Origin of the sequence: Pseudoxanthomonas koreensis (assembly GCF_010093225.1) — a bacterium.
In the GTDB taxonomy this organism is placed as follows: domain Bacteria; phylum Pseudomonadota; class Gammaproteobacteria; order Xanthomonadales; family Xanthomonadaceae; genus Pseudoxanthomonas; species Pseudoxanthomonas koreensis.
Map to the genome: position 1 here is coordinate 17,513 of NZ_PDWM01000027.1, position 25,207 is coordinate 42,719.

General features: G+C 70.8%; 25 protein-coding genes and 1 pseudogene. 6 read left to right on the plus strand and 20 right to left on the minus strand.

Features of this window, described 5'->3' with window-relative positions; all coding sequences use genetic code 11:
* Positions 1-5: 5 nt before the first annotated feature.
* The 8 genes and pseudogenes from CSC64_RS09415 to grxD form a co-directional block, all read right to left on the minus strand.
* Positions 6-1,061, minus strand: a complete 1,056-nt coding sequence (locus CSC64_RS09415) for a PilW family protein (protein WP_162435064.1) — start codon at positions 1,059-1,061, stop codon at positions 6-8.
* A gap of 2 nt (positions 1,062-1,063) precedes the next feature.
* Complete coding sequence (pilV, locus tag CSC64_RS09420; RefSeq protein WP_162435065.1) at positions 1,064-1,552, minus strand: type IV pilus modification protein PilV; 489 nt, start codon at positions 1,550-1,552, stop codon at positions 1,064-1,066.
* Positions 1,549-2,052, minus strand: coding sequence for a GspH/FimT family pseudopilin (locus CSC64_RS09425; protein WP_162435088.1), 504 nt, complete (start codon positions 2,050-2,052; stop codon positions 1,549-1,551). Before CSC64_RS09425 ends, pilV begins: the two co-directional genes overlap by 4 nt.
* A 117-nt stretch (positions 2,053-2,169) precedes the next feature.
* Complete coding sequence (gene ppnN, locus CSC64_RS09430) at positions 2,170-3,558, minus strand: nucleotide 5'-monophosphate nucleosidase PpnN (RefSeq protein WP_162435066.1); 1,389 nt, start codon at positions 3,556-3,558, stop codon at positions 2,170-2,172.
* 136 nt (positions 3,559-3,694) lie between these two features.
* The gene (locus CSC64_RS09435; protein ID WP_238389920.1) at positions 3,695-6,955 is read right to left on the minus strand and encodes a TonB-dependent receptor; all 3,261 of its coding nucleotides are present in this window, start codon (positions 6,953-6,955) and stop codon (positions 3,695-3,697) included.
* A gap of 250 nt (positions 6,956-7,205) precedes the next feature.
* Positions 7,206-7,799, minus strand: coding sequence for a YhgN family NAAT transporter (locus tag CSC64_RS09440; RefSeq protein ID WP_162435068.1), 594 nt, complete (start codon positions 7,797-7,799; stop codon positions 7,206-7,208).
* Positions 7,796-8,551, minus strand: a pseudogene (locus CSC64_RS09445) (SDR family NAD(P)-dependent oxidoreductase). The gene CSC64_RS09440 and the pseudogene CSC64_RS09445 overlap by 4 nt, the downstream one beginning before the upstream one ends.
* A 2-nt stretch (positions 8,552-8,553) precedes the next feature.
* A complete protein-coding gene (gene grxD / locus CSC64_RS09450) occupies positions 8,554-8,874 on the minus strand; it encodes a Grx4 family monothiol glutaredoxin (RefSeq protein WP_162435069.1) in 321 nt (106 codons plus the stop codon).
* A 118-nt stretch (positions 8,875-8,992) separates the two neighbouring features.
* Here grxD and CSC64_RS09455 point away from each other — a divergent pair, with 118 nt between their 5' ends.
* Positions 8,993-9,571, plus strand: a complete 579-nt coding sequence (locus tag CSC64_RS09455) for a superoxide dismutase (RefSeq protein WP_162435070.1) — start codon at positions 8,993-8,995, stop codon at positions 9,569-9,571.
* 157 nt (positions 9,572-9,728) lie between these two features.
* On the opposite strand, the gene CSC64_RS09460 is transcribed toward CSC64_RS09455, so the two are convergent.
* Together CSC64_RS09460 and purE are read right to left on the minus strand one after the other, a co-directional pair.
* The gene (locus tag CSC64_RS09460; RefSeq protein ID WP_162435071.1) at positions 9,729-10,880 is read right to left on the minus strand and encodes a 5-(carboxyamino)imidazole ribonucleotide synthase; all 1,152 of its coding nucleotides are present in this window, start codon (positions 10,878-10,880) and stop codon (positions 9,729-9,731) included.
* Between the two features lie 64 nt (positions 10,881-10,944).
* Positions 10,945-11,457, minus strand: coding sequence for a 5-(carboxyamino)imidazole ribonucleotide mutase (gene purE / locus CSC64_RS09465; RefSeq protein ID WP_162435072.1), 513 nt, complete (start codon positions 11,455-11,457; stop codon positions 10,945-10,947).
* A 61-nt stretch (positions 11,458-11,518) separates the two neighbouring features.
* On the opposite strand from purE, the gene CSC64_RS09470 reads away from it, so the two are divergent.
* From CSC64_RS09470 to CSC64_RS09485, 4 genes are all read left to right on the plus strand, one after another.
* Positions 11,519-11,788, plus strand: a complete 270-nt coding sequence (locus tag CSC64_RS09470; protein ID WP_162435073.1) for a Trm112 family protein — start codon at positions 11,519-11,521, stop codon at positions 11,786-11,788.
* A 10-nt stretch (positions 11,789-11,798) separates the two neighbouring features.
* A complete protein-coding gene (nadC, locus tag CSC64_RS09475) occupies positions 11,799-12,743 on the plus strand; it encodes a carboxylating nicotinate-nucleotide diphosphorylase (RefSeq protein ID WP_162435074.1) in 945 nt (314 codons plus the stop codon).
* 271 nt (positions 12,744-13,014) lie between these two features.
* Positions 13,015-14,340 (plus strand): DUF2272 domain-containing protein, encoded by a 1,326-nt coding sequence (locus tag CSC64_RS09480; protein WP_162435075.1) that lies wholly within the window; start codon positions 13,015-13,017, stop codon positions 14,338-14,340.
* A 67-nt stretch (positions 14,341-14,407) separates the two neighbouring features.
* Entirely contained in the window at positions 14,408-14,752 is a 345-nt protein-coding gene (locus CSC64_RS09485) for a DUF3301 domain-containing protein (RefSeq protein WP_162435076.1), read from the plus strand.
* Between the two features lie 4 nt (positions 14,753-14,756).
* On the opposite strand, the gene CSC64_RS09490 is transcribed toward CSC64_RS09485, so the two are convergent.
* The 6 genes from CSC64_RS09490 to CSC64_RS09515 all read right to left on the minus strand — a co-directional run bounded on the left by CSC64_RS09490 (position 14,757) and on the right by CSC64_RS09515 (position 19,737).
* A complete protein-coding gene (locus CSC64_RS09490; RefSeq protein ID WP_162435077.1) occupies positions 14,757-15,221 on the minus strand; it encodes a ClpXP protease specificity-enhancing factor in 465 nt (154 codons plus the stop codon).
* Between the two features lie 18 nt (positions 15,222-15,239).
* The gene (locus tag CSC64_RS09495; protein WP_162435078.1) at positions 15,240-15,875 is read right to left on the minus strand and encodes a glutathione S-transferase N-terminal domain-containing protein; all 636 of its coding nucleotides are present in this window, start codon (positions 15,873-15,875) and stop codon (positions 15,240-15,242) included.
* Between the two features lie 170 nt (positions 15,876-16,045).
* Positions 16,046-16,789, minus strand: a complete 744-nt coding sequence (locus CSC64_RS09500) for a cytochrome c1 (protein WP_162435079.1) — start codon at positions 16,787-16,789, stop codon at positions 16,046-16,048.
* Positions 16,782-18,041, minus strand: a complete 1,260-nt coding sequence (locus tag CSC64_RS09505; protein WP_162435080.1) for a cytochrome b — start codon at positions 18,039-18,041, stop codon at positions 16,782-16,784. Before CSC64_RS09505 ends, CSC64_RS09500 begins: the two co-directional genes overlap by 8 nt.
* Before the next feature lie 3 nt (positions 18,042-18,044).
* On the minus strand, positions 18,045-18,662 hold the full coding sequence (gene petA, locus CSC64_RS09510; protein ID WP_162435081.1) for a ubiquinol-cytochrome c reductase iron-sulfur subunit: 618 nt from the start codon (positions 18,660-18,662) through the stop codon (positions 18,045-18,047).
* Positions 18,663-18,804: 142 nt separating this feature from the next.
* Positions 18,805-19,737: a lytic transglycosylase domain-containing protein gene (locus CSC64_RS09515; protein WP_162435082.1), complete on the minus strand. Its 933-nt coding sequence runs from the start codon at positions 19,735-19,737 to the stop codon at positions 18,805-18,807.
* 151 nt (positions 19,738-19,888) lie between these two features.
* On the opposite strand from CSC64_RS09515, the gene miaB reads away from it, so the two are divergent.
* On the plus strand, positions 19,889-21,343 hold the full coding sequence (miaB, locus tag CSC64_RS09520; protein WP_162435089.1) for a tRNA (N6-isopentenyl adenosine(37)-C2)-methylthiotransferase MiaB: 1,455 nt from the start codon (positions 19,889-19,891) through the stop codon (positions 21,341-21,343).
* Positions 21,344-21,355: 12 nt separating this feature from the next.
* Here miaB and CSC64_RS09525 read toward each other — a convergent pair whose 3' ends face one another.
* The 4 genes from CSC64_RS09525 to CSC64_RS09540 are packed head-to-tail and all read right to left on the minus strand — an operon-like array spanning position 21,356 to position 25,082.
* The gene (locus CSC64_RS09525; RefSeq protein WP_162435083.1) at positions 21,356-22,462 is read right to left on the minus strand and encodes an ABC transporter permease; all 1,107 of its coding nucleotides are present in this window, start codon (positions 22,460-22,462) and stop codon (positions 21,356-21,358) included.
* Positions 22,459-23,382 carry an ABC transporter ATP-binding protein gene (locus CSC64_RS09530; RefSeq protein WP_162435090.1) on the minus strand — a complete coding sequence of 308 codons (924 nt, stop codon included), beginning with the start codon at positions 23,380-23,382 and terminating at the stop codon, positions 22,459-22,461. Before CSC64_RS09530 ends, CSC64_RS09525 begins: the two co-directional genes overlap by 4 nt.
* Before the next feature lie 43 nt (positions 23,383-23,425).
* Complete coding sequence (locus CSC64_RS09535) at positions 23,426-24,388, minus strand: HlyD family secretion protein (RefSeq protein ID WP_162435084.1); 963 nt, start codon at positions 24,386-24,388, stop codon at positions 23,426-23,428.
* Positions 24,381-25,082, minus strand: coding sequence for a TetR/AcrR family transcriptional regulator (locus CSC64_RS09540; protein WP_162435085.1), 702 nt, complete (start codon positions 25,080-25,082; stop codon positions 24,381-24,383). The genes CSC64_RS09535 and CSC64_RS09540 overlap by 8 nt, the downstream gene beginning before the upstream one ends.
* Positions 25,083-25,207: the final 125 nt, after the last annotated feature.

Below are 25,207 nucleotides of genomic sequence, written 5' to 3' on the forward strand. Positions count from 1 at the left end.
GGCGGTCAGTTCCCGTAGAGACGGTTGCGCAAAGCGATGGTGGATTCGTACACGGCGCGATAGCGCCCGTCGGCCGCCGGCGCCTGGGCCTCGCCCAGCAGCATCGGCGTGATCTGGCTGGCCTGCACGGACGCGGCGCGGTTCGGGCTGGAAGCGAGCAGGCCAACCTGCACCTGGCCGATCCGGAGCCAGCGGTCCGCAGTCGCGCCGACGTCGGTGGCCGTGCCCTGGGTGGCGATATAGCCGCTGGGGAGCGCCGGGGCCGCGTTGCGGTCGATGCCGTAGCGGAACTGCAGGTTCTCGATGCCCTCCACCAGCTCTTCGCTGGCGGTGGTGCCATTGGCATTGATGCGGGCACGCCACAACGACGGCTGGCCACCGGCGCCCAGGCCGATGTAGTAGACCAGCGCCTCGGCACGGTACAGCATGGTCGGACCGCCATCGGCACTGGCCGAATACCGCCCCAGGTCCACGGTCGCCGGCGCGGTGACGCGGCCGGCCGCGGCACTGGTGGCCGTGGCTTCGAACACGTCGGCATAGGCGCAATCGCCCACGCCGAACAGGACCGGGTCTGGCGTCCCGGCGACGGTGAGCGAGGCCCAGCGCGCCGGATTGATGTCGATGGTCCGGCCCGCGGCGTCGATGGCCGTGACCGGAACGCCATCGCCTCCCAGGTAACGCAAAACGATCGCGTCGGTTCCGGCCACGCGCGCCGGCGCCAGCACGATGCCGGGAGGGGTGGCGTCGTCGTAGCCGCGCACGGAGAAGCCGAAATCGGCCGGCCCGTTGACGGTGAAATGCGAGACCAGTCCGCCGGCACTCTGGTTGCGCGCCTGGTCGTTGACGCAGCCGAAGTGGCCGGCCATGCGGATGTCGCGCTGCAGGTAATCCAGGGCGAAGCGTGCGTTCTCCTGGGTGCGCGACATGCCCTCGGACAACTGGTAGGCCGTGCGCGAGGCGCCGAACACCTGCACCACTCCGAGCAGGAGGATGGTGCCGATCAGCAGCGCGATCATCAGCTCGATCAGCGACAAACCCTGGCTATGGCGGCGGGATGTCATGTTCACAGGCGCGTCACCGTGGCGAATGTGCGGTTGCCCTCGGCGGCACTGACCGTGCCATCGCCATCGGCGTCGTTCCAGCGCTCGTCGCCCCAGGTGATGGACACCGTGGCGACGCCGTTGGCGAACTGGACGGTCGCGGTGGCACCTGCGCCCAGGGCCTTGCCCATGCGGCATTCCCAGACGCTCTTGTAGGCACCGGCCGACACCTGCGCGTTGGGCAGGCAGCCGGCCCCGGCCGTGGCCGCGTTGTAGGCGCCGACGTACTGCCCGGCCGCGATCCGGTTGGCCCGCATCTGGTCGAGCATGTCGTAAGCCAGGTTGGTGGCCTGGGTGCGCTGGTTGGCACTCTGGGTGAAGCGCACGCTCATCGTCTGCAGCAGGGCGAAGCCGAGCAGGCCCAGACCCAGCACCAGCACGGCGACCATCACCTCGATCAGGCTGAAGCCGGCGGCGTGACCGCGTCCCAGCCGGTAGCAACGTCGATTCATGAACACGCCCCCTGCTCGATCCGCGACTGCCCGGTGACCCCGACCCGGATGCAGCGCGCCGGGGCGGCGGCATCGGACGGGGCGACGCCGACCTGGGTGGCGCCTGCCTGCGCGCGACCCTGCGCGGTGAACACGATTCCGTCCGCCGGCCCGGTGACCGTGGTCCGCTGCTTGGGCTGGATGACCTTCACCACGGTGAACACCGGTCCGCCGGCCGCCGGGACCTCATGCCAGACGACCCAGCCCGCGGCCCAGTCGGTATTGGCCACGCACGCCGTTCCGGACGCGCTGGGACACACCCCGGCGCGGCCAATGCCACGAATGGCTTCGGTCCTGGCCAGCGACATCGAGGCCAGCACTTCGTTGCTGGTGGTGGCCACCCGGTTCGAGCGCAGGCTGCCCTGGAAGCTGGGCAGGGCCAGGCCGAGCAGGATCGCCAGCACGGCGATGGTGATCATCAGCTCGACCAGGGTGAAGCCAGTCTGGCGTTCGGGCGACATGCGGTTGTTCCCCAGCGTGATGCCTCGCAGCCTAGCCCGGCCGGGGCGCGGCGCAAGCGGCCCCGGGACGAACGGTCGATCCGGCCGGAGGGGCGGAGGGGTACCGTCGAGCGGGACTCAGGCCACCACCCGGTAACACGGCCGGTACTCGCCCGCGATCTTCATCCGCCGCTGCTCCACGAACGCCCGCAGCAGCCCATCCAGCGCCTGCATCATGTCCGGGGCGCCGTGGATCTCGAACGGGCCGTGCTGCTCGATCCGGCGCATGCCGTCCTCCTTGACGTTGCCGGCCACGATCCCGGAGAACGCGCGGCGCAGGTCGGCGGCCAGCGCCGACGGCGGGCGGCCGTGGTGCAGGTCCAGCGCGGCCATCGCTTCGTGGCTGGGCACGAACGGGCGCTGGTACTCCAGCGGGATGTCCACGCCCCAGTTGAAGTAGAACGAGTCCTTGTGCGCGATGCGCGCCTCGCGCACCTTGCGGATGCCGGCGCCCATCTTCTTCGCCACCGCGGCCGGGTCGCCGATCACGATCTCGTAGCGCGAGGTCGCCGCTTCGCCCAGGGTCAGGCGCAGGAAGCGGTCGATCTGCTCGAAGTACGGCGCGGCGATGGTCGGGCCGGTGAGGATCAGCGGGAACGCCAGCCCGGCGTTCTCCTCGCGCAGCAGGATGCCGAGCAGGTACAGGATCTCCTCGGCGGTGCCGACGCCGCCGGGGAAGACGATGATGCCGTGGCCCAGGCGCACGAACGCCTCCAGCCGCTTCTCGATGTCCGGCATGATCACCAGGTGGTTGACGATCGGGTTCGGCGATTCGGCGGCGATGATCCCCGGCTCGGTGATGCCGATGTAGCGGGTGCGGTGCTTGCGCTGCTTGGCGTGGGCGATCGTCGCGCCCTTCATCGGCCCCTTCATCGCGCCCGGGCCGCAGCCGGTGCAGATGTCCAGCCCGCGCAGGCCCAGCTCGTAGCCGACCTGCTTGGTGTAGATGTATTCGTCGCGCGAGATCGAGTGGCCGCCCCAGCACACCACCAGGTTGGGGTCCGAGGGCTGCAGGATGCGCGCGTTGCGCAGCAGGCCGAACACCGAGTCGGTGATCCCGGCCGAGCTTTCCAGGTCGGCGCCGGCGCAGTCCTCGCCCAGCTCGATCGCGGTCCAGGCCAGGTCGCGCACGGTGGCGAACAGCAGTTCGGCCACGCCGCGGATGATCTCGCCGTCGACGAAGGCCATGCCCGGCGCGTTGGCCAGGTCGATGCGCACGCCGCGGTCCTGCTGGGTGACCTGGATGTCGAAGTCCGGGTACAGGTCGCGTGCCGCGCGCGGGTCGTCGCTGGCGCTGCCGCTGGTCAGCACCGCCAGCGCGCAGCGGCGCAGCAGGTCATGCATGCCACCGCTGGAAGCGTCGCGCAGGCGCGCCACTTCGGTCCTTGAAAGCACGTCCAGTCCGCCGCGCGGGTAGATGCGTGCGTCCTGCACGGGCAGCGTGGTGGTCGTGGCCGTATCGTTCATGGAGCCTTTTCGAAACCGGGGAAACGGCCGCCGACTCTACCGCAGCGCAGCGCCCGGCGCATCGTGCGGGCGCCAGGAAAGCGAACGGCCGGGTTGCCCCGGCCGTTCGTGTGACGCATCCGCCGGACCGGCCGGATCAGAAGCTGTAGCGGAGGCCCACCTGCAGCGACCACTGCGATTCCGGCACGGTCAGGAAGCGGGTGAACACCGCGTTCGGATCGAAGTTGTAGACGTACTTGCCGGTGGCCTGGTCGAGGCCGACGAAACGCACCGCGCGCATGTCGCTGTACGGCGTCTGGTACGCGATGTGGCCCCAGTCCTTGTTGATCAGGTTGCCCACGTTCATCACGTCCAGCCAGATCTCCGACTTGTGCCCCTTGAAGAAGCCCGGCAGTTCCTGGCTGATGCGGATGTCGAGGTTGTTGACCCAGGGGTTGCGATCGCTGTTGCGCTCGGCGACCTGGCCCTGGTAGCGCGCCAGGGCGGGATTGCGGCCCAGCCACTCGAAGAACGAGGCCTCCATCGCCGCGCCGCCGCTGAACAGCACGTCGCCGGGGCCGGAGGGCACGTACAGGAGGTCGTTGGTGTAGCCGTCGCCGTTCATGTCGTTGAGGTAGCGCCAGCTCACCGGCGTGCCCGAACGGCCTTCGTAGATCGCCGAGAAGGTGGTGTAGTTGTCGCCGAAGAACGCCTTGCGGAACGACAGCGTGCCCAGGATGCGATCCCGGATCTCGTAGTTCGACTGCGCGGCCACGTCCTCGTTGGGATCGAAGATCGCCTTGTTCGACCAGTTGGAGATCGCGCGCGACGACGTCAGCGGGCTGACCTCGGTGGCATTGGTGTAGGTGTAGAACAGCGACCAGCCCCAGGTATCGACGATGGGCTTGTCGAGGCCGACGGTGAACTGCGTCGAGCGACCCTTGTCGGTGTTCTTCATCAGCACCACGCCGTCGCCATGCCAGCCGGTCACGTTCTCGTAGCCGGGGATGGTGTCGGCGATCTGGGCGATGGTGAGCCCGTTGTAGGTGCCACCGTTGGCGCGCGTGCCGCTGGCGGTGCCGTACAGGTTGCGCCAGTACAGGTTGCGACCGTCGACGCCATTGGTGTAGGTCGGGGTGCCCAGGTCCAGGCGCTCGAAGTGCAGCGCGTTGTTGACCTTGGTCAGCAACAGCTCGGCGGACGCGACGATGCCGTGCCACGGCAGCTCGGTGTCGAATGCCAGGTTGGCCTTCCACACCGAAGGCTGCTCGATGTCATCCTCCATGAGGTTGACCATCATGCTGTAGCCCGCCGCCGGCGCCGGCGTAGTCGGGTTGTCCGGATCCATGGTCACCGGCAGGCTGGCCCAGATCAGCTCGCGGTTGGCCTGGCTGACGCCGGTGATGCCGCTCGGGAAGGCGTTGTAGCCGATCAGGCCGAAGCCGGTGTTCTGGTAGGAGTTGCCCACCCACACGTTGGCCGCGGCACCCTGGAACAGGCCCACGCCACCGCGCAGCTGGGCCGGGCGCTCGCCGTCGAAGGCGTAGTTGAAGCCGAAGCGCGGCTGGATCAGCGCGTTGTCGAGGGTGTTGCGGTTGTCCAGGCCATACACTTCCTGCACCAGCAGGTTGTGCACCGGCACGTCATCCAGGTCCGGCAGGTCGGCGCGCAGGCCGAACAGCAGGGTCAGGTTGTAGTTGACCGCCCAGCTGTCCTGCACGAACAGGCCGGTGTTGCGGTGCCGGTAGCGCATCTCGACCGAATCCATGCTGTTGCCCGGCACCGGCGCGTTCAGCGTGTACGAGCCGTACTCGCCGTTGCGGAAGGCATCCAGGTTGGCGAAGCTGTAGCTGCCCCAGATGTTCTGCGCGTACAGGTTGAAGACGTCGTTCTCTTCGTAGTCGAAGCCGAACTTCACGGTGTGGTCGCCCACGTACCAGTTCGCCGCGCCGAACGCGGTGTCGGTGGTGGTCCGGATCTCGTTGCCGTGGCGGAACTGGTCGGTACCGAAGTTCAGGTACGGCGCCGCCGCCAGGTCCGGGTCGTTGGCCGTACCGAAGCCGATGCTGACTTCGGGCAGGCGCGCATTGACGTTGCTCAGCGAATCGTAGGTGCGACGGCCGATCTTGAACTCGGTGGTGAAGTTGTCGGACCAGTCGCTGAACAGCTGCACCACCGAGGTGTCGACGTTCTTGACGATGGAGTACCAGCGGCTGTCGAAGCTCAGCGAGGTATTGCTGGAACCGGCGAGGATCGGGTCGACCTGCTCGAGCTTGGAGAAACGGGCGGAGAGGCGGTGGTCTTCGCTGATGTTCCAGTCGATCTTGGCGGCGTACTCCTCGATCTCCTGCTTGGTGCTGCTCGGCGCATCGGTGCTGCCGATGTCCACGCCGTAGACGTCCTGCGCGATCTGCTTGGCCTCGTCGATCTGCGCCTGGGTGATATTGACGATGTTGGTGGCGTCAGAACCGATCGGACCGAACGAGGAGGCGGCGCGGTCGCGCTCGAACTTCTCGTAGTTCACGAAGAAGAACAGCTTGTCCTTCAGGATCGGGCCGCCGAAGGTGGCGCCGTAGGTCCGCTCGTCGTTGAAGCCGGTGAACGGCGCGCCGCTGGTCGGGTTGTCGCCGACCATGTCGGCATCGCGGTACACGCCGTAGACCGAACCGTGGAACTCGTTGGTGCCGGACTTGGTGACCGCGTCGATCACCGCGCCGGTGGCGCCGGTGATGGTGGTGTCGTAGTTGGAGATGTCGACGTTGATCGCCTCGATGGCATCCATCGACACCGGCTGGCGGATCGTCGGGAAGTTGTTCGATTCCAGGCCGAACGTATCGCTGGTGTTGATGCCGTCGATGCGGATCGCGTTGTAGCGCGGGTTCTGGCCGCCCACCGAGATCTCGCCGCGGGCCTTGTCGGACTGGCTGATGCGCGGGTCGAGGCGGACGAAGTCCTGGATATTGCGGTTGATCGACGGCAGCGTCTCGATCTGCTCGAGGGTGACGTTGGTGCCGGCGCCCATCTTGGACGCGCTGAACACCTGCGAGCCGCCGGCGACGCCGACCGCGGTCACGCCTTCCAGCGTGGCGATGTCGCCGCCGAGGGTGGCGTTGACCACGCCGACCTGGTTCAGGCCCAGGAACACGCCCTCTTCGGTCTTGGTGCCTTCGCCCGGCTTGGTGATGGTGACGGTGTACGGGCCGCCCACGCGCAGGCCGCGGGCGCTGAAGCGGCCGCTGGCATCGGTGGTGGCGCGGCTGACCGTGCCCGATTCGACGTGGGTGATGGTCACCTCGGCGCCGGCGACCGGCTGGCCGCTGGTACCGGTGACCACGCCGCCGACACCGGCGGAGGTGCTCTGCGCGAAAGCGGGAGCGGCGGCGAGTGCGGCGACCAGGCCCAGGGTGAGCTTGGACATCCGGAGTCGACGGGAATCAGTCATGGAAGAGCCTCGGGATTGGAGTGGCGATCGGGCGGGAGCCCATGCGGACGGCGGTGGCTTCCCTGCGAGCGGGTCACAGGGGTTAACACCAGATTAACATGCTAGGAGCGAAGTGTGACGGCGACGTGACAAAAATCTATTGCGGTGCAGCAGAAGGCAACCCCATACGTCCATTGCCTTTTCCGTCTGGATTGGCCGAAGGACGGCCGCCACGGACTCGCAACGGTCATGCCGCCGTCGTCAGGTACGCGGCGAGGCCATCGAGCAGCATCTGCACCGAAATGGCCACCAGCAGCATCCCCATCAGCCGCTCGACGGCCGCCAGCGCGCGTCGGCCCAGCAGCCGGTACAGCAGCGGCGAAGCCAGCAGGATCGCGGCGGTGGCCGCCCAGGCCAGCAGCAGGGCCAGGCTCCACTCGCCCAGCCGCTCCGGTTCCTTGCTGCCCAGCAGCATCACCGCGGCCATGCCGGAGGGGCCGGCGACCAGCGGGATGGCCAGCGGCACGATGAAGGGCTCGCCGTCGGGGATCTCGCCCATCAGCCCTTCCGGGCGCGGGAAGATCATGCGGATGCCGATCAGGAACAGGACGATGCCGCCGGCGATCGACACTGACTCCTGGCGCAGGTGCATCGCCTCCAGGGCGAACTTGCCGCACCACAGGAACAGCATCAGCACCGCCAGCGCGATCAGCAGTTCGCGCGCGATCACCACGCGCTGCCGCTGCGGCGACAGCGGCTTGAGCACGCTCAGGAACACCGGCACGTTGCCGAGCGGGTCCAGGATCAGGAACAGCAGCAGCGTGGCGGAGAGGATCGTCATGCCATGCCCTCCACAGGCGACGGGGCCCAGACGCTGCCACGGTGCGCCGCGCCGGCCGGCGACAGCAGGGTGACGCAGGCACCTGCGTACGTATCGGGATCGCGCAGGTCCGCGGCCAGGTCGTCGGCATAGGCGCGGGCGCGCAACGGCGTGCGCATCGGCCCGGGCTGCAGCCCGGCCACGCGCACGGAGGTGCCGGCCAGTTCGGCGGCGAGCATGCCCACCAGCGCACGCAGGCCGTGCTGGGCCGCGCCCTAGCCGCCCCAGTAGGCCTGGCCGACCCGGGCCGGGTCGTCGAGGGTGAACACCACCGCCGCATCCGGCGCCTGCCGCAGCAGCGGCAGGCAGGCCTGGACCAGCCACCACGGCGCGGTCAGGGTGACGTGCAGGGCACGGGCGAACACCGCCGGGTCCATGTGCTCCAGCGGCGTGAGCCCCTGGAACTCGGCGGCGCAGCAGAGCACGCCGTCGAGGCGGCCCAGTTCGGCCTGGATGCGTTCGGCCAGCTCGGCGTAGGCGTCGGGCGTGGCGCCTTCCAGGTCCAGCGGATACAGCAGCGGCTCCGGGCCGGCCTGGGCGACGGCGTCGTACACGCGGTTGAGCTTCGGCACCTTGCGGCCGAGCAGGACCAGGGTCGCGCCGGCGGCGGCGCAGGCCTTCGCCGCGGCGGCGCCGAGGCCGCCGTGGGCGCCGGCGAGCAGGATCACGCGGCCGGCCAGCGGGCGCGGCGCGGCGGTGGGCAGTCCGAGCAGGCTCACTGGCTCTGCGCTTCGCTGACCAGGCGCTGCAGCTCGCCGGACTCCAGCAGCTCCAGGGTGATGTCGCAGCCGCCGATCAGTTCGCCGTGCAGGAACAGCTGCGGGAAGGTCGGCCAGTTCGAATAGCGCGGCAGGTTGGCGCGCACTTCCGGCTCCTCGAGCACGTTGACCGTGTGCAGCGCCTCGGCGCCGGCGGCCTGCAGCGCCTGCACCGCGCGCGCGGAGAAACCGCACATCGGCCAGGCCGGGGTGCCCTTCATGAACAGCACGATCGGATGGCCCTCGACCTCGGCCTGGATGCGCTCCATCACCGCCACTGCAACTCTCCTGGACGCCGGGACACGGCCCCGGGTCGGCTAGACTGAAAGCGCAATTGTAGCCCTGCGCGCGGCCCCGCCGACGCGGCCGCCTCCCGTCGCCCCTGCCTGCGAAGCCATGCCGATCGAACTGCCCGCCCTGCCCTACGCCCACGCCACGCTGGAGCCGCACATCCCCGCCGCGACCCTGGAGCTGCACCATGGCAGCCACCACCGGGCCTACGTCGAGGAGACCAACCGGCTGCTCGAAGGCTCCGGGCTGGAGGAGCTGGCGCTGGAACAGGTGGTGCGCCAGGCCCGCGGGCGGCTGGCCGAACAGGCCGCGCAGGCCTGGAACCACGGCTTCTACTGGACCTGCCTGTCGCCGCGCGGCGGCGGCGAGCCGGGCGGCCGCCTGGCCGAACTGCTGGCGCGCCAGTACGGCGACTTCACCCGCTTCCGCGAGGAGTTCACCCGGATGGCGCTGGCGTTGCCCGGTTCGGGCTGGGTGTGGCTGGTGCAGCACCCGGACGGCAACCCCGGGATCGTCGCCACCCGTGGCGCCGCCACCCCGCTGACCGGCGCGGACGTGCCGCTGCTGGCCTGCGACGTGTGGGAACACGCTTACTACCTGGACCGCCGCGACGCGCGCGCCGAGTACCTGGAGGCGTTCTGGAAGGTTGTGGACTGGGAGGCGGCCGGGAAGCGGCTGGTCTAGCCGGCTGCCTTCCCGCGTTTTTTTGTAGGAGCCCGCATGAGGGCGACCCGACGCCCTGTCCCGGCACCACGCTCAACGCGATCGATCCGGAAGGCACGCGTTGAACCCCACGTTCCCGACGCAGGGTCGCCCTCATGCGGGCTCCTACAGAAGGGGCTCAGGCGCCGCGCAATGCGGCCACGGGCGGGGCGACCTGGGCTTCGCGGCCCAATGCGCGACCCACCTGCTCCAGCGCTGTCGCCAGCGCCTGCGGCGCGTCGGCACGCAGGGTGGCGTGGCCGACCTTGCGTCCTTCGCGCGGTTCCTTGCCGTAGTCGTGCCAGTGGCCGCCGGGCTCGCCCAGCACCGCGCCGGCGGCGGGCATCGCACCGATCCAGTTGAGCATGCAGGCATGGCCCAGCGCGCCGGTGTCGCCCAGTGGCAGGCCCAGCACCGCGCGCAGGTGGTTCTGGAACTGCGAAGTCTCGGCGCCTTCGATGGTCCAGTGCCCGGAGTTGTGCACGCGCGGCGCCAGTTCGTTGGCCAGCAGCACGCCGTCGCGGCAGAACAGCTCCAGCGCGAACACGCCGACGTAGTCCAGCCGCTCGGCCAGCCGGCGCGCGTAACCGATCGCGGTCTCCGCCAGCGCGGCATCGGCGCGCGCCGGCGCCAGGCTGGCCGAGAGCACGCCGTCGACGTGCCAGTTCTCCGTAAGCGGCCAGGTGCGGAACTCGCCGTCGCGGCCGCGCACGGCGACCACGCTGAGCTCGCGCTCGAACGGGACGAAGGCCTCGACGATCAGGCCGACGGTCGCCGCCTGCGCGCCCAGCGCGTCCCAGGCCGCGTCGGCGTCGGCCAGCGCGCGGATCCGGAACTGGCCCTTGCCGTCGTAGCCCAGGCGGCGGGTCTTGAGGATGCACGGCACGCCTACGGTGGCCAGCGCCGCATCCAGTTCTTCGCGGCTGGAAATGGCGGCGAACGCCGGCACCGGGATGCCCTGCTCGCGGAACAGGGTCTTCTCGGCCAGCCGGTCCTGCGCCACTGCCAGCGCGCGCGGGCTGGGGAACACCGGCACCCGCGCGGACAGCCATTCGGCGCTCTCGGCCGGCACGTTCTCGAAATCGAAGGTAGCCACGTCGACCCGCGCGGCGAACTCGCCCAGCGCGGCCTCGTCGCGGTAGTCGCCGACCAGCAGCGGCGCGAACTGGCCGGCGCAGGCGTCGGCCACGGTGTCCATGACCAGGAAGCGCAGGCCCAGCGGCGCGCCGGACAGCGCCATCATGCGCGCCAGCTGGCCGCCGCCGAGGATGCCGACGGTGAGGCGGTTCATGCCGCCACCCGGCGCACGTGTATTGCGTACGGGCCCGCGGCGCGGGCAGGCGCGATGCCAGCGTTCATTGCCGCGGGTCGTCGTGGGCGATGACGTCGTCGCTCTGGCGCTGGCGGAACGCGTCCAGTGCGGCGGCGATCGCGGGGTGGTCGGCGGCCAGCAGCGCGGCGGCGAACAGGCCGGCGTTGGCCGCGCCGGCATTGCCGATGGCGAAGGTCGCGACCGGGATCCCGGCCGGCATCTGCACGATCGACAGCAGCGAATCCATGCCATTCAGCGCCTTGCTCTGCACCGGCACGCCCAGCACCGGCAGCGCGGTCTTGGACGCGAGCATGCCCGGCAGGTGGGCCGCCCCGCCGGCGCCGGCGATGATCGCGCGCAGGCCGCGCGCCCGGGCGCTGGCGGCGTATTCGAACAGCACGTCCGGGGTGCGGTGCGCGGACACCACCCTGACCTCGTGCGGCACGCCCAGCGCGTCGAGCTTCTGCACGGCGTGCTGCATGGTTTCCCAGTCGGAGCGTGACCCCATGACGACGCCGATCAGGGGGGCTGCGGTCGGGTTGGGCTGGGCTGGCATGGCCGTCCTCGGTGGCGAGGCCGTATTCTAGCCACCTTCCCCGCGACCCGCCCCGCCCGCCATGGACCGCAAGCTGCTCGACCTGCTGTGCTCGCCCGACACCCGCCAGCCGCTGGCGCTGCTCGAACCGCGCGGCCTGGAAGCGCTGAACCGCGCCATCTCCGCCGGCCAGGTGCAGCGGGCCGATGGCAGCGCGCAGGCCGAGCCGCTGCGCGAGGCGCTGGTCACCCGCGACCGCCGCCAGGTGTACCGGGTCGACGACGGCATCCCGGTGCTGCTGGCCGAGGAAGCGCTGGCCACCGCGCAGGTGGCCGGCTTCCCGTCCGCCTGAGGCCGGCGGCATGCCGCTGCCCGTCCCGCCCGACCGCGTGCCCGCGCCGGACCGCCACCCGGCCCCGAAGCCGGAGGCCGCGGCGAACGCGCCCGTGCCGCCCGACCCGGCCGGCGTGCTGGACGACGTCCGCCGCGCGCTGGCCGAGGACCTGGGCAACGGCGACGTCACTGCCGCGCTGCTGCCCGACGTGCCCGAACGCGCCTACCTGCTGTGCAAGGAGGACGCGGTCGTCGCCGGCCGGCCGTGGTTCGACGCCTGCCACCACATGCTCGATCCCGGGGTACAGATCGACTGGCGCGTGGCCGAGGGCCAGCGCGTGGCCGCCGGCACCGTGCTGGCCCTGCTCGAGGGCCGCAGTCGCGCCCTGGTCAGCGCCGAGCGCACCGCGCTGAACTTCCTGCAGACCCTGTCCGGCACCGCCACCGCCACCGCCGCGCACGTGGACGCGGTGCGCGGCACCGGCACGGTGATCCTGGACACGCGCAAGACCCTGCCCGGGCTGCGCCTGGCGCAGAAGTACGCGGTGCGCGCCGGCGGCGGCGGCAACCACCGCATCGGCCTGTACGACGCGGTGATGCTCAAGGAGAACCACGTCCGCGTCGCCGGCTCGGTGGCTGCCGCGATCGCCAGCGCGCGCGCCGCGCAGCCGGCGCTGCCGCTGATCGTGGAAGTGGAGACCCTGGAGCAATTGCGCGAGGCGCTGGCCGCCGGCTGCGACCGCGTGCTGATCGACGACTTCGATCCGGAGCAGCGCCGGGAAGCGGTGCGCATCGCCCGCTCGGCGCCGTTCGACGGCCGCATCCCGCTGGAGGTTTCCGGCGGCGTGGACCTGGCCGGGCTGCGCGCGATCGCCGCCGACGGGGTGGACTTCATCTCCATCGGCGGCCTCACCAAGCACGTGCGCGCCATCGACCTGTCGATGAAGCTGGGCCCGCCGCCGGCTCCTCTGTAGGAGCCCGCATGAGGGCGACCCCGGGCCGCTCATCGCAGCGGCTTTGAACGCGGCGCTTCCGGGGCCTGCTGTTTCCTGCCGACACGGTGCCTTCCGACGGCGTCGGGTCGCCCTCATGCGGGCTCCTACAGAAGGGCCGGCGGTGCGGATGGTGGCCGCAGGGGGCCGTGCGCTGCGTTGTTCCTGCGGCGATGCTTGCGCGGCCGGGCTCACGCCACCTGCACCGGCAGCGGCTAAGCTCGATCCGGGCCCGGGGAAAGGACGCCACGCGATGCGAAGCCACCACTGGATCCTGCTGCCACGGAAGTTCGTGCTCGCGGCTGCCGCTGCCATCGCGGTCGCGGTCGCGACGTGGCCGCTGCCGGCACGTGCGCAGATGGCGCCGGGCCTGGTCGGTCCGACCGCGGACGTGTGCAACTCCGCGGCCGCCGCCGCGGCGGGGCGCACGGCGGCGGCGATCGTCCGCACCGCCTGCCAGGAACACCGGCAGTGGTATGACGCCTTCATCGAAACCGACGGCCGGCTGCTCTCGCTGGGAGTGACCGAGGCCGAACGCACGCGACTGGCCGATGGTTCCACCCCCGCCTGGCGCCAGGTCGTGCGCTACTGGCGCGAGAGCGGCACGCTTTCCTCGCTGGCCGCCACCCCGGGCGCATCCAGCTGCCAGTACGCGTACGCCAGCCGCGACGCGGACAACGACTGTCGCGCCTTCATCGTCGACAACCCGTGGTCGGCCGCCTTCATCTCATGGGTGATGGCGCGCTCGCCGCTGTATGGCTTCGGCGGGTCGCCGCGACACATCGACTACATCGCCCGCGCCTGGCGCGATCCGCAGGGCAGTCCCTACCTGTACGCCGACCCGTTCTCGTCCCGGCCGGCGCCGGGCGACCTGCTGTGCTTCCTCAGGTCGAGCGACGAGGGCCTCGGCGCGGAAGGCCTGCGCCAGGCATTGGGCGGCGGCGGGCGCATGCCGACGCAATCGCACTGCGAGATCGTGGTCGCCGCCAGCTTCAATGGCGACGGCAAGCTGTACCTGGTCGGCGGCAACGTGCTCAATTCGGTGGTGATGCGCAAGCTGCCGCTGGACCGCGATGGCCGGCTGCTGGCCTCGGCGCTGCGCGCGCCGGCACGGGCGGCGCCGGGCACGCCGGTCTATGCGGCCGACGATCGCGGCGGACAGGCGGCTTACGCCGGCGCGGAGGACGCCGCCAGGGCAGCGGCGTACTGCCGCCCGGGCGATCCGGCTGCGTGCAGCTTCAACCACCGCGACTGGGCCGTGCTGCTCAGGCTCAAGCCGCAATCACAGTTGGGCAGCTACTTCCGGGTGGCATCACCGGCGACGCTTCCGTCGCCGCCCACGCAGGCGCCGGGCGCGACGGCAGTGGCAGCACCAGCTGCTCCGGCCCCTCCGGCCGCAGCCCCGCAGGTACAGGTGCCGTCCAGTGCACCGGCAACCTCGCCAGCTACCACTCCGGCAACAGCGTGGCGTGCTCCTGCGGCGGCTGCACCGGCCCCGCCTCCCACAGCCACGCCGGCACCGGCGCCCGCGCCGACGCAGCCGACCGGCGTGCCACCCGAGCCACCGGAGGACGACTGATCCGCGGAGGCGTGCCGGCCGTGCAGCATGCGTGCGCCGCCGCGATGGCATCCGCTACAGTGCGCGCATGCCCAGCCTGATCCTGCTGATGATCGCCGGCGCCGCCGCAGCCGCGTGGTGGAACGCCGCGCGCGCGGCCGCCGAACGCGCCGAAGTGCTCGGCCGCGATGCCTGTGCCGCGGCCGACGTGCAGTGGCTGGACCAGAGCGTGCACGCCAGCGGCATGCGCCTGTACCGGCGCGAGGACGGCTGGCTGGGGCTGGAGCGCAGCTTCCGCTTCGACTATTCGCACGACGGGGTCGAGCGCCACGTCGGGCGCCTGGTCCTGCGCGGGGACCGGCTGGTGTCGTTCGTGGGGCCGTCGACCGGCGCGCGGGTGATCCCGTTCGAGGGACGCGACCCGGGCGCGTAGCGCGCTACTTGACCACGCGCAGGTGCGGGTGCTTGCGGGGCGGGGGGTCGGCCGGGCCGGCGGGCGGGGGTTCGGGGCCGTCGTGGCCTTCGGCGCCGGGCGCTTCGTCGTGGTCGCCTTCCTGCGGATGCGGGGCGCCGGTTTCCTCGGGCAGGACCATGCCCTGGCCGGTCTCGCGCGCGTACACCGCCAGCACCGCGCCCACCGGCACGCTGACCGGCTGGCTGACGCCGCCGAAGCGGGCGGTGAAGCCGATCCACTCGTTGTCCATGTGCAGCCCGGCCACGGCGCGGTCGGCGATGTTGAGCACGACCTTGCCCTCGCGCACCGACCCGGGCGGCACGCGCACGCCCGGCACGCCCGCATCCACCAGGATGTGCGGGGTCATGCCGTTGTCGTTGATCCACTCGGTCAGCGCCCGCAGCAGGTACGGGCGGTAGCTGGTCATGCGCGGCGCTTCATCGCTCATGCGCCCAGTCTACGCCGGTCAGCCCGGCATCTCGCGCAGCTTCCTTTCCTGGTCGGTGAGGCTGCGCAGGAACCCCGGGTTGCGGAAGATCCGGTTGCCGTAGTCCTCGATCGGCTTGCCGTCCTTCGGCAGCGGCACGTCCAGCGCCTGCAGGCGCCAGATGATCGGCGCCATCGCGCAGTCGGCCAGGCTCATCTCGGGGTTGAGGAAGAACTTGCTGGCGCGGAACAGCGGCAGCGATTCGGTCAGCAGTTCCTTCAGGCGCTTGCGCCCGGCCTCGGCCTGCTGCCGGTTGCCCAGCTGGATCGCCTGCACCTGCGGCACCCAGTCGTGCTCGATCCGCAGCATCGCCAGGCGCAGCCTCGCCCGCGAGAGCGGGTCCACCGGCATCAGCGGCGGGTGCGGGTAGCGCTCGTCCAGGTACTCGCTCACCACCGACGCGGCGTACAGCACCAGCTCACGCTCGACCAGGGTCGGCACGGAGTGGTACGGGTTGAGGTGGATCAGGTCCTCGGGCGGGTTCTGCGCGTCCACCGGGACCAGGTCGTAGGTGACACCCTTGGCCGCGAGGACCAGGCGCACCCGGTGGCAGAGCACATCATCGACCGAGGAGAACAACGTCAGGGTATTGCGCATGCGCACGCTCGCCGCCATCTAGGCCTCCGAGACGGCCGGAATCCGCCGGCCGTACCGACGCTGCCAGGCCCCTCGCCGGCAGTCGCCACATTTCCCCGAGTGTGCCGGGCCGCGCCGGAAAAGCGCAAGGCCGGGAAGACCCCGGCCCTGGCCCGTGGCACGCACGCGCCCCGAAGGACGCGCCGGCTTCAGTGCACGTCCGACCAGTACTCCTGCTTGAGCAGGTAGGCCAGGAAGGTCAGCGCGACCAGGAACAGGATCACCCACACGCCCAGCGCCTGCCGCTTCAGCGCGGCCGGCTCGCCGGCGTACTCGAGGAAATTGGTGATGTCGCGCACCGACTGGTCGAAGTCGGCCGCCGACTGGCGCCCGGCCGAGGTGACCATCAGCCGCTCGGGATGGCGGGTGCCGGCCGCGTCGGGCTCACCGAACTCGGCATGCTGCAGGCCCTGCAGCTCCCACAGCGGGTTGGGCATGGACACGTTCGGGAACAGCTGGTTGTTCCAGCCCAGCGGCCGCGACTCGTCCAGGTAGAACGACTTGAGGTAGGTGTACAGCCAGTCGCTGCCGCGCACACGCGAGATCAGGCTCAGGTCCGGCGGCATCTTGCCGAACCACTCGGTGCCGTCGGCATCGCGCATGGTCACCTGGACCTGCTCGCCGAACTTGGCGCCGGTGAAGTTGAGGCTGGACATCACCTCTTCCTCGGTCAGCCCCAGGTCGTCGGCCATGCGCGAGTAGCGCAGGAACTTCAACGAGTGGCAGCCGGAGCAGTAGTTCATGTACAGCTGCGCGCCGCGCTGCAGCGAGGCCTGGTCGGACAGGTCGTTGCCGGCCTGCAGCAGGTTTCCGCCGGAGGCGGCCAGCGCGGCGGCGGAGAACAGCAGCCCGGTGGCGGCGGAGGCCAGCAGGGCAATCCACTTCTTAGTCATGCGTCGTCACCCGTTCCGGCACCGGCCTGGTCTTGTCCAGCTTGGTCCACAGCGGCATGGTCAGGAAGAAAAGGAAGTAATAGGCGGTCAGGAACCGGCCGATGACCGTCTCCACCGGATCGGTGCCGGGGCCGGCGCCGATCTTGCCCAGCCACACGAAGGTAAAGGCGAAGGCCAGCAGCAGCACCCACGACAGCCAGCCGCGGTAGCGGTAGGACTTGACCTTGGCGCGGTCCAGCCACGGCAGGAAGAACAGCACGATGATCGCGCCGAACATCACCAGCACGCCGCCCAGCTTGTCCGGCACCACGCGCAACATCGCGTAGAACGGGGTGTAGTACCACACCGGCTTGATGTGCTCGGGCGTCACCAGGCGGTTGGCCTCGGTGAAGTTGTCGTGCTCGAGGAACCAGCCGCCGAACGCCGGGGCGAAGAAGATGACGAACGAGGCGATGATCAGCATCGCGAACACGTAGAACGTGTCCTTCACCGTGTAGTACGGGTGGAACGGGATGCCGTCGGCCGGCGCGGTCGGCGACCAGCGGTTGCCCTTCGGCCCCTTCTTGATCTCCACGCCGTCCGGGTTGTTCGAGCCCACTTCGTGCAGCGCGCCCAGGTGCAGCACCACCAGCAGCAGCAGCACCAGCGGCAGTGCGATCACGTGCAGGGCGAAGAACCGGCCAAGGGTGGCGTCGGAGGGCAGGTAGTCGCCCATGATCCACTCGGTCAGGCCCTGGCCGATCACCGGCACCGCGCCGAACAGCGAGATGATCACCTTGGCGCCCCAGAACGACATCTGGCCCCACGGCAGCACGTAGCCCATGAAGGCCTCGGCCATCAGCACCAGGTAGATCAGCATGCCCAGGATCCACACCAGCTCGCGCGGCTTCTGGTAGGAGCCGTACATCAGGCCGCGGAACATGTGCAGGTAGACGACGATGAAGAAGATCGACGCGCCGGTGCTGTGCATGTAGCGGATCAGCCAGCCCCACTCCACGTCGCGCATGATGTACTCGACCGAGGCGAAGGCTTCCGCCGCGCTCGGCTTGTAGTGCATCGTCAGGAAGATGCCGGTGACGATCTGGTTGACCAGCACCACCATCGACAGCACGCCGAAGATGTACCAGATGTTGAAGTTCTTCGGCGCGTAGTACTCGGTCATGTGCTTGCGGTACATCGGCATGAGCGCCGGTGCACGCGCGTTGACCCAGTCCATCGCGCCGGTGGCGGTGCGGGTGAAGATGTTCGCCATCGCTTACGCCCCCTGCGGATCGACGCCCACGACAATCGTGTTGTCGTCGGCGTAATGGTGCGGCGGCACGACCAGGTTGGTCGGCGCCGGCACGCCCTGGAACACGCGCCCGGCCATGTCGAAGCGCGACTTGTGGCAGGGGCAGAAGTAGCCGCCCTTCCATTCCGGGTCGAACGGCTCGGGGCGGATCTCGGCGGCCATCTCCGGCGAGCAGCCCAGGTGGGTGCACAGGCCGACCAGGACCGAGATCTCCGGCTTGAGCGAGCGCAGCTCCGGGTTGGCGGCCAGCACGTAGGCCGGCTGCTGGTCGGGGTTCTCCGACTGCGGGTCGCGCAGGTGGCCGTCCAGGGTCGGCAGGGCGTCGAGGATGGCCTTGGAGCGCTTGACGATCCAGATCGGCTGGCCGCGCCACTCCAGGATCAGGCGCTGGCCTTCCTGCAGGGCGCTGATGTCGGCGGTGACCGGGGCGCCGGCGAGCTTGGCCCGGGCGCTGGGGTTCCACGACTTGATGAACGGGACTGCGGCGAAGCCGGCTCCGACGGCGCCCACCGCAACGGTGGTGGCGGTCAGGAACCGGCGTCGGCCCGCATTCACGGGCTTGTGGACATCATCGTTGGCCATCCGGCACTCCGAAAATCTTCTGCTGGTAGCGTTGGCTGCCTACGGCAGGGGCCCGTCGGAGGACGGTCCGGCCGCGAAAGACGCCGAAGTGTAGCGGATGGCTTAACGGGCCGACAATGGCGCCGGTGCGCCGGACCACGCGTCAGCGCGCGGCCTGCACGCCGCGATAGCGCTCGGCCAGCGTGCCGACCCGCTGCACGTAGCGCTGGGTTTCGCTGTACGGGGGCACGCCCTGGTAGCGGTCCACCGCGCCTTCGCCGGCGTTGTAGCCGGCCGCGGCCAGGGTCAGGTCACCGTTGAAACGCTTGAGCAGCCAGGCCAGGTACTGGACCCCGCCGCGGATGTTCTGGCTGGCGTCGTAGCTGTCGGCGACCCCGAACCGGCGCGCGGTGGCCGGCATCAATTGCATCAGCCCCTGCGCCCCGGCATGCGACAGCGCGGCGGGGTTGAACGCCGATTCGGCATGGATGATCGCCCGCACGACCGCCTCCTCAACCCCGAACTCGCGCGCCGCGGCGGCAATCTCGGCCTGGTAGGAGACGGTGTTGAGGCGGACGGTGGCGAAGCTGACGCCAGGATTGACCGCGCAGGCGTAGCACTTCTCGATGTAGCTGTAGGCGATGGTGCGCACCGGTCCGGCGGCCGTCCCGCGGGTCGGCGGACGGCTGCTGAAGTGGCGCACGCCGTCCTGCATGTACGAATAGACCTGGCCGCTGACCCGGCGCGGCGCGGCCGCGCGCGCGGCCGGCACCGGAGGCGGGGCGATCGCGTCGGAGCGGTGCACTGCCGGGGTCATCAGCGCAGGCCCGTCGGTGGCCGGGGCGGTGGCCGGGGTGGTGGCCACGGTGGTCGCGACCGGGGCTGCCACTGGCGGCGGCGCGACCTTGGCCGTGCGCGGGCGGCTGCGGTCCGGGGTGTAGCGGGTGGAGACCTCGCACTTCGAGCCGGGCACGCGCTTGGCCACGTACGCCGGGACCCCGTCGGCGCCGACGCAGCGGTACAGCGTGCCCGCACTGGCCGGCAAGGCAGCCAGCGCCAGCAGCATGGCGCCCACGTTCCCCAACAACCCCTTCATGGCGCGGAGTATCCCGGCTTCCCCAGCTATTGCCAAGCCATTGTCCGACAAGCGGAAAAACGTGCCCGGCGGCACGGATCGGCCGTCCGCCGCGGTGATCCGGGCTTACAATGCGCGCCCCTGCCCGCCTGGATTAACCGCCATGACCGGGATGAACGCCACGCCGGACGCCCGTCCGGACGCCGCCATCGCGCCCGTCGACTCCCCTGCCCCCGTCCTGGTCCCGCTGCCGGGCGCCGCCCCGCGCGCCATCCCCGGGGGGGCCCGGGGCAAGCTCTACATCAAGACCCACGGTTGCCAGATGAACGAGTACGACTCGGCGCGGATGGCCGACGTGCTGGCCGAGCACGAGGGCCTGGAGCTGACCGACGACCCCGAGCAGGCGGACGTGGTCCTGGTCAACACCTGCTCGATCCGCGAGAAGGCGCAGGAGAAGGTGTTCAGCCAGCTCGGCCGCTGGAAGGCGCTGAAGGGCCGCGGCCGCGAGGTGATCATCGGCGTCGGCGGCTGCGTGGCCTCGCAGGAGGGCGAAGCGATCGTCAAGCGCGCGCCGTACGTGGACCTGGTGTTCGGCCCGCAGACCCTGCACCGGCTGCCCGAGCTGATCCGCGCCCGCCGCGAGCAGGACCGGCCGCAGGTGGACATCAGCTTCCCGGAGATCGAGAAGTTCGACCGCCTGCCCGAGCCACGCGCCGAGGGCCCGAGCGCGTTCGTCTCGATCATGGAAGGCTGCTCGAAGTACTGCTCGTTCTGCGTGGTGCCCTACACCCGCGGCACCGAGGTCAGCCGCCCGTTCGAGGACGTGCTGGTCGAAGTCGCGCAGCTGGCCGCGCAGGGGGTGCGCGAGGTCAACCTGCTCGGGCAGAACGTCAACGCCTACCGCGGCCCCATGGGCGAAGGCGGGGACTTCGCCGATCTCGGCCTGCTGATCCGCACCATCGCCCAGGTCGAGGGCATCGGCCGGATCCGCTTCACCACCTCGCACCCGCTGGAGTTCTCCGACTCGCTGGTGGAGGCCTACCGCGACGTGCCGCAGCTGGCCAACTACCTGCACCTGCCGGTGCAGGCCGGCAGCGACCGCGTGCTGTCGGCGATGAAGCGCGGCTACACCGCGCTGGAGTTCAAGCAGAAGATCCGCAAGCTGCGTGCGGTGCGGCCGGATATCTCGATCAGCTCGGACTTCATCGTCGGCTTCCCCGGCGAGACCGACGCCGATTTCGACAAGACCATGAAGCTGATCGAGGACGTGGGCTTCGACCAGTCGTTCTCCTTCATCTACTCGCGCCGCCCGGGCACGCCCGCGGCCGACCTCGAAGACGACACCCCCGACGCGATCAAGCACGCGCGGCTGGAGCGGCTGCAGCGGCACATCAACGCGCATTCGGCCACGATTTCGCGGGCGATGGTCGGCACGGTGCAGACGGTGCTGGTCGAGGGCCCTTCGAGGAAGAACCCGGACGAGCTGACCGGCAAGACCGAGAACATGCGCTCGGTGAACTTCGCTGGCCATCCGCGCCTGGTCGGCCAGTTCGTCGACGTGGTGATCACCGAAGCGCTGACCAATTCGCTGCGCGGACGGGTGGCCACGAGCGACGCCGGCGCCTGACCCCGGCGGAGGTCAGTCCAGCCGCTTGCGGAAACGCAGGATCGCCGCGGCCATCATCACCGTGGTGAAGGCCACCAGCGCCAGCACGTCCGGCCACAGCTCCCACAGGCTGGCGCCGCGCAGCATGATGCCGCGCACCAGGCGCAGGAAATGGGTCAGCGGCAACACCTCGGCCAGCCACTGGACCGCCACCGGCATGCCCGCGAACGGGAACATGAAGCCCGACAGCAGGATCGAGGGCAGGAACACGAAGAAGGTGATCTGCATGGCCTGGAACTGCGACCTGGCGCGGGTGGAAATCAGCAGGCCCAGGGTCAGGTTGGCGAGGATCAGCAGCACGGCGGCGAGGTACACATCCAGCACGCTGCCGTTGAGCGGGACGTCGAACAGCCACATGCCCAGCCCCAGCACCATCGTGGTCTGCACCAGGCCGATGGCGGCATAGGGCAGCACCTTCCCCACCATCAGCTCGGTGCTGCTCACCGGCGTGGCGATCAGCAGTTCCATGTTGCCCCGCTCGCGCTCGCGCACGATCGACACGCCGGTGAACAGGACCATGGTCATGGTCAGGATCACCCCGATCAGGCCCGGCACGATGCTCACCGCCGAACGCCGCTCGGGGTTGTAGAAGGCGACCACGCTGATGGGTGCCTGGGACAGGGCGCGGGTGGCCGGGGACGACGTGCGCGGCGCGTCTTCCACCGGCACCTGCGCCAGCTGCGCGGCCGCGGCCTGGGTCGCGGTGTCGCTGGCATCGACCAGCACCTGGACCTGCTCGCGGCCTTCGGCGCGGCGGCGCTCGAAGTCCGGCGGGACGACGATGCCGATGCCGTACTCGCCACGACGGATCGCGTCCATCGCCTGCTGCGGCGCCTGCTCGAAGCGCGCCGGCCGGACCACGGTGGTGGCGACCATGTCCATCACCAGCGCGCGCGAGGCGCTGGTGCCGGCCTGGTCGACGATGCCCACCGGCAGGTCGCGCAGGGTGGTGTTGATCGCGTAGCCGAACAGCAGCAGCTGCATCACCGGCATGGCGACGATCATCGCCAGCGTGATCCGGTCGCGGCGCATTTGCCGCAGCTCCTTGAGCATGACCGCCTGCAGCCTGCGCAGCTTCATGCCGCGTCCCCGGCGGCTGCGCGGCCACGCGTGGCGGCGACGAAGACATCCTCCAGGCTCGGCGTGGACGGCTCCACGCCAGCGGCCACGCCGGCCCGCTGCAGCGCCGCGCCGGCATCGGCCGCCGCGTCCGCCCGGTCCAGCAGCACGCGCAGGCTGTTGCCGATCTGGGCCACGCTGGCCACGCCGGGAACGGCCAACAGCGCCTGCTTCGCGCGCCGCGGGTCGCGCGCCTCGACCAGCAGCGTGCGCCCCGCCAGCGCACCGGTCAGCTCGGCGGGCGAGCCGTCGGCCACCAGCGCGCCGCGGTCGAGGATCGCCAGCCGGTGGCAGCGTTCGGCCTCGTCCATGTAGTGGGTGGACACCATCAGCGTGGTGCCGGCGTCGGCCAGTTCGAACAGCTTTTCCCAGAAGTCGCGCCGCGATTCCGGGTCGACCGCGCTGGTCGGCTCGTCGAGGAACAGCAGCTCCGGTTCGTGGATCACCGCGCCGGCCAGGGCCAGGCGCTGCTTCTGCCCGCCGCTCAGGGTCCCGGCCAGCTGCCGCTGGCGGTCGCCGAAGCGGGACTGCTCGACCAGCGCGTCGATCCGCTGCCGCGCCCGCGGCCCGGGCAGGTCCTGGACGGCGGCGAGGAATTCCAGGTTCTCGCGCACCGTCAGGTCCTCGAACAGCGAGAACTTCTGGGTCATGTAGCCGATCCGGCCACGCAGCGCCTCGGCCTGCTCGGGCACGCGCAGGCCCAGTACCTCGATCTCGCCCTCGCTGGGCGTCAGCAGGCCGCACAGCATGCGGATGGCGGTCGACTTGCCCGAACCGTTCGGCCCGAGGAAACCGTAGACGTGGCGGCGCGGGACCTGCAGGTCGAGATGGTCCACCGCCACCAGCGCGCCGAAACGCCGGGTCAGTCCGCGCGCGCGGATCGCGATCTCCTGCACCGCGCCATCGCGGCCGTCCGGCAGCGGCTCAGCGCTGGCCATCGAACTCCACGCGCAGCGGCAGCCCGGCCGGCAGTTCCGCCACGCCCTCGCCTTCCAGCTGCACCTCGGCCAGGTAGCTGAGCCGGGCCGCGTCTTTCCCTGTCAGCGCGTAGTAGGGGGTGAACACCGGTTCGCTGCGGACCATGCGTCCCCGCCCCTCGAAGCTGCGCCCGCCGTCCGCGCCCAGCCGCACCGTGGCGCGCTGGCCGACCTGTACCCCGGCACGCAGCGGCTCGGGGATGTAGACCCGCGCATGCGGCGCCTCGCCGACCAGCAGCACCGCCAGCGGCGCACCGACCGGGGCCTGGTCGCCGGCCTTGTACGGCAGGCTTTCGACGCGGCCGGCGCGCGGCGCGACCACGTCGAGCTTGTCCAGCGTCACCGCGCGGGCCTGCGCCTGCGCTTGGGCGGCGGCGAGCGCGGCCTCGCCCTGGGCGACCTGCCCGACCCGGGTGCCGCGCTCCAGCTCCAGCAGCGCGGCCTCGGCCGGGCGCGCCTGCGCGGCGGCGCTGGAGGCGTCGGCGCGGGCGCGGTCCACCACCGCCGCGGCAACCAGTTGGCGATCACCCAGCGGCCGCAGGCGTTCGTAGTAGGTCTGCGCGTCCTGGGCCAGGACGCGGGCGCTGGCCAGGTTGGCGCGGGCCTGGGCGATGTCCTCTTCGCGCGGACCGGTGCGCAGTTCCTGCAGCGCCTGCCCGCTCCGCTGCGCCTGGGCCTGCAGCGCGGCCAGTTCGGCCTGGCCGGTGGCCGGTTCCAGCTGCAGCAGCGGCGTGCCGGCGGCGACCTGCTCGCCTTCGCGCACCTCGATGCGCAGGATCCGCTCGGCGGCGGGCGCCGGCCGGGTCACCCGGTCCCATTCCCGGGTGCCCAGCGCCTGCGGCGGGTCGGCGCGGCAGGCGCCGAGCAGCAGGCAGGCGACGAGGGGAATCCAGGGCTTGCGCTCAGGCATGGGGCAACTCCAGTCCACGGTGCAGCAGCGCCAGCGCATGCCTGCGCAGATCGTCGACGCCCAGGTCGGTCGCGTCGTACAGCTTCTGCCAGATCGGCGCGCCGGCCGCGGGAAACAGGGTCAGGCCGACCAGCGAGACCATCAGCAGGCGCGGGTCGAGCGCCGGATTGAGTTCGCCGCGCGCCTGCGCCGCGGCGAAACGCTGCGCCACCAGCCGTGCGATCGAGGGCGCGATGCGCTCGCTGAGCAGGCCGCGCAGCGCGCCGCCCTCGCTCACCACCTCGCGCACCCACAGCGGCGGCAGCCACGGGTGGCGTGCGATCGTCGCGGCCATGCCATCGACGAAGGCCACGACCAGCGCGCCGATATCGTCGCCGGCATCGGCCACCGCCGCATGCACGCCCGCCATGACCGGAAGGATGCGCTCCTCGACCACCGCGTCGAGCAGCTGCGCGCGGTCGCCGAAGTAGTAGTGCAGCAGCGCCGGGGTAACCCCTGCCTGGCGCGCGATGTCGCGCAGCGAGGTCGCGGCGATGCCGTTGCCGGCGTAGCAGGCCAGCGCCGCATCGAGCAGGCGCGGGCGCAGTTCGGGCGCATCGGCGGCGGGCCGGCCGCGGCCGCGCCGCGGGGCGCGGACGGGTGTCGCGGCCCCGGTGGTCTTCCTGCGCCGGGGGGGCTGCGGATCGCGGGCCATGGCGCATATTTATTCCAGGTTTAATTAAATGCAAGGGCCGGTCCGCGGCCGTCGCTGGCCGCCCGCGGGCCGGCGCGCTACCCTCTTCCACTCCCTTCCGGACCCGCCGCACGACCCACGCGGCG

Coding starts and splice junctions, on each gene's coding strand:
- CSC64_RS09415 (WP_162435064.1), bottom strand. CDS start 1,061: ATGACATCCCGCCGCCATAGCCAGGGTTTGTCGCTGATCGAGCTGATG.
- pilV (WP_162435065.1), bottom strand. CDS start 1,552: ATGAATCGACGTTGCTACCGGCTGGGACGCGGTCACGCCGCCGGCTTC.
- CSC64_RS09425 (WP_162435088.1), bottom strand. CDS start 2,052: ATGTCGCCCGAACGCCAGACTGGCTTCACCCTGGTCGAGCTGATGATC.
- ppnN (WP_162435066.1), bottom strand. CDS start 3,558: ATGAACGATACGGCCACGACCACCACGCTGCCCGTGCAGGACGCACGC.
- CSC64_RS09435 (WP_238389920.1), bottom strand. CDS start 6,955: ATGTCCAAGCTCACCCTGGGCCTGGTCGCCGCACTCGCCGCCGCTCCC.
- CSC64_RS09440 (WP_162435068.1), bottom strand. CDS start 7,799: ATGACGATCCTCTCCGCCACGCTGCTGCTGTTCCTGATCCTGGACCCG.
- CSC64_RS09455 (WP_162435070.1), top strand. CDS start 8,993: ATGCCGATCGAACTGCCCGCCCTGCCCTACGCCCACGCCACGCTGGAG.
- CSC64_RS09460 (WP_162435071.1), bottom strand. CDS start 10,880: ATGAACCGCCTCACCGTCGGCATCCTCGGCGGCGGCCAGCTGGCGCGC.
- purE (WP_162435072.1), bottom strand. CDS start 11,457: ATGCCAGCCCAGCCCAACCCGACCGCAGCCCCCCTGATCGGCGTCGTC.
- CSC64_RS09470 (WP_162435073.1), top strand. CDS start 11,519: ATGGACCGCAAGCTGCTCGACCTGCTGTGCTCGCCCGACACCCGCCAG.
- nadC (WP_162435074.1), top strand. CDS start 11,799: ATGCCGCTGCCCGTCCCGCCCGACCGCGTGCCCGCGCCGGACCGCCAC.
- CSC64_RS09480 (WP_162435075.1), top strand. CDS start 13,015: ATGCGAAGCCACCACTGGATCCTGCTGCCACGGAAGTTCGTGCTCGCG.
- CSC64_RS09485 (WP_162435076.1), top strand. CDS start 14,408: ATGCCCAGCCTGATCCTGCTGATGATCGCCGGCGCCGCCGCAGCCGCG.
- CSC64_RS09490 (WP_162435077.1), bottom strand. CDS start 15,221: ATGAGCGATGAAGCGCCGCGCATGACCAGCTACCGCCCGTACCTGCTG.
- CSC64_RS09495 (WP_162435078.1), bottom strand. CDS start 15,875: ATGGCGGCGAGCGTGCGCATGCGCAATACCCTGACGTTGTTCTCCTCG.
- CSC64_RS09500 (WP_162435079.1), bottom strand. CDS start 16,789: ATGACTAAGAAGTGGATTGCCCTGCTGGCCTCCGCCGCCACCGGGCTG.
- CSC64_RS09505 (WP_162435080.1), bottom strand. CDS start 18,041: ATGGCGAACATCTTCACCCGCACCGCCACCGGCGCGATGGACTGGGTC.
- petA (WP_162435081.1), bottom strand. CDS start 18,662: ATGGCCAACGATGATGTCCACAAGCCCGTGAATGCGGGCCGACGCCGG.
- CSC64_RS09515 (WP_162435082.1), bottom strand. CDS start 19,737: ATGAAGGGGTTGTTGGGGAACGTGGGCGCCATGCTGCTGGCGCTGGCT.
- miaB (WP_162435089.1), top strand. CDS start 19,889: ATGAACGCCACGCCGGACGCCCGTCCGGACGCCGCCATCGCGCCCGTC.
- CSC64_RS09525 (WP_162435083.1), bottom strand. CDS start 22,462: ATGAAGCTGCGCAGGCTGCAGGCGGTCATGCTCAAGGAGCTGCGGCAA.
- CSC64_RS09535 (WP_162435084.1), bottom strand. CDS start 24,388: ATGCCTGAGCGCAAGCCCTGGATTCCCCTCGTCGCCTGCCTGCTGCTC.
- CSC64_RS09540 (WP_162435085.1), bottom strand. CDS start 25,082: ATGGCCCGCGATCCGCAGCCCCCCCGGCGCAGGAAGACCACCGGGGCC.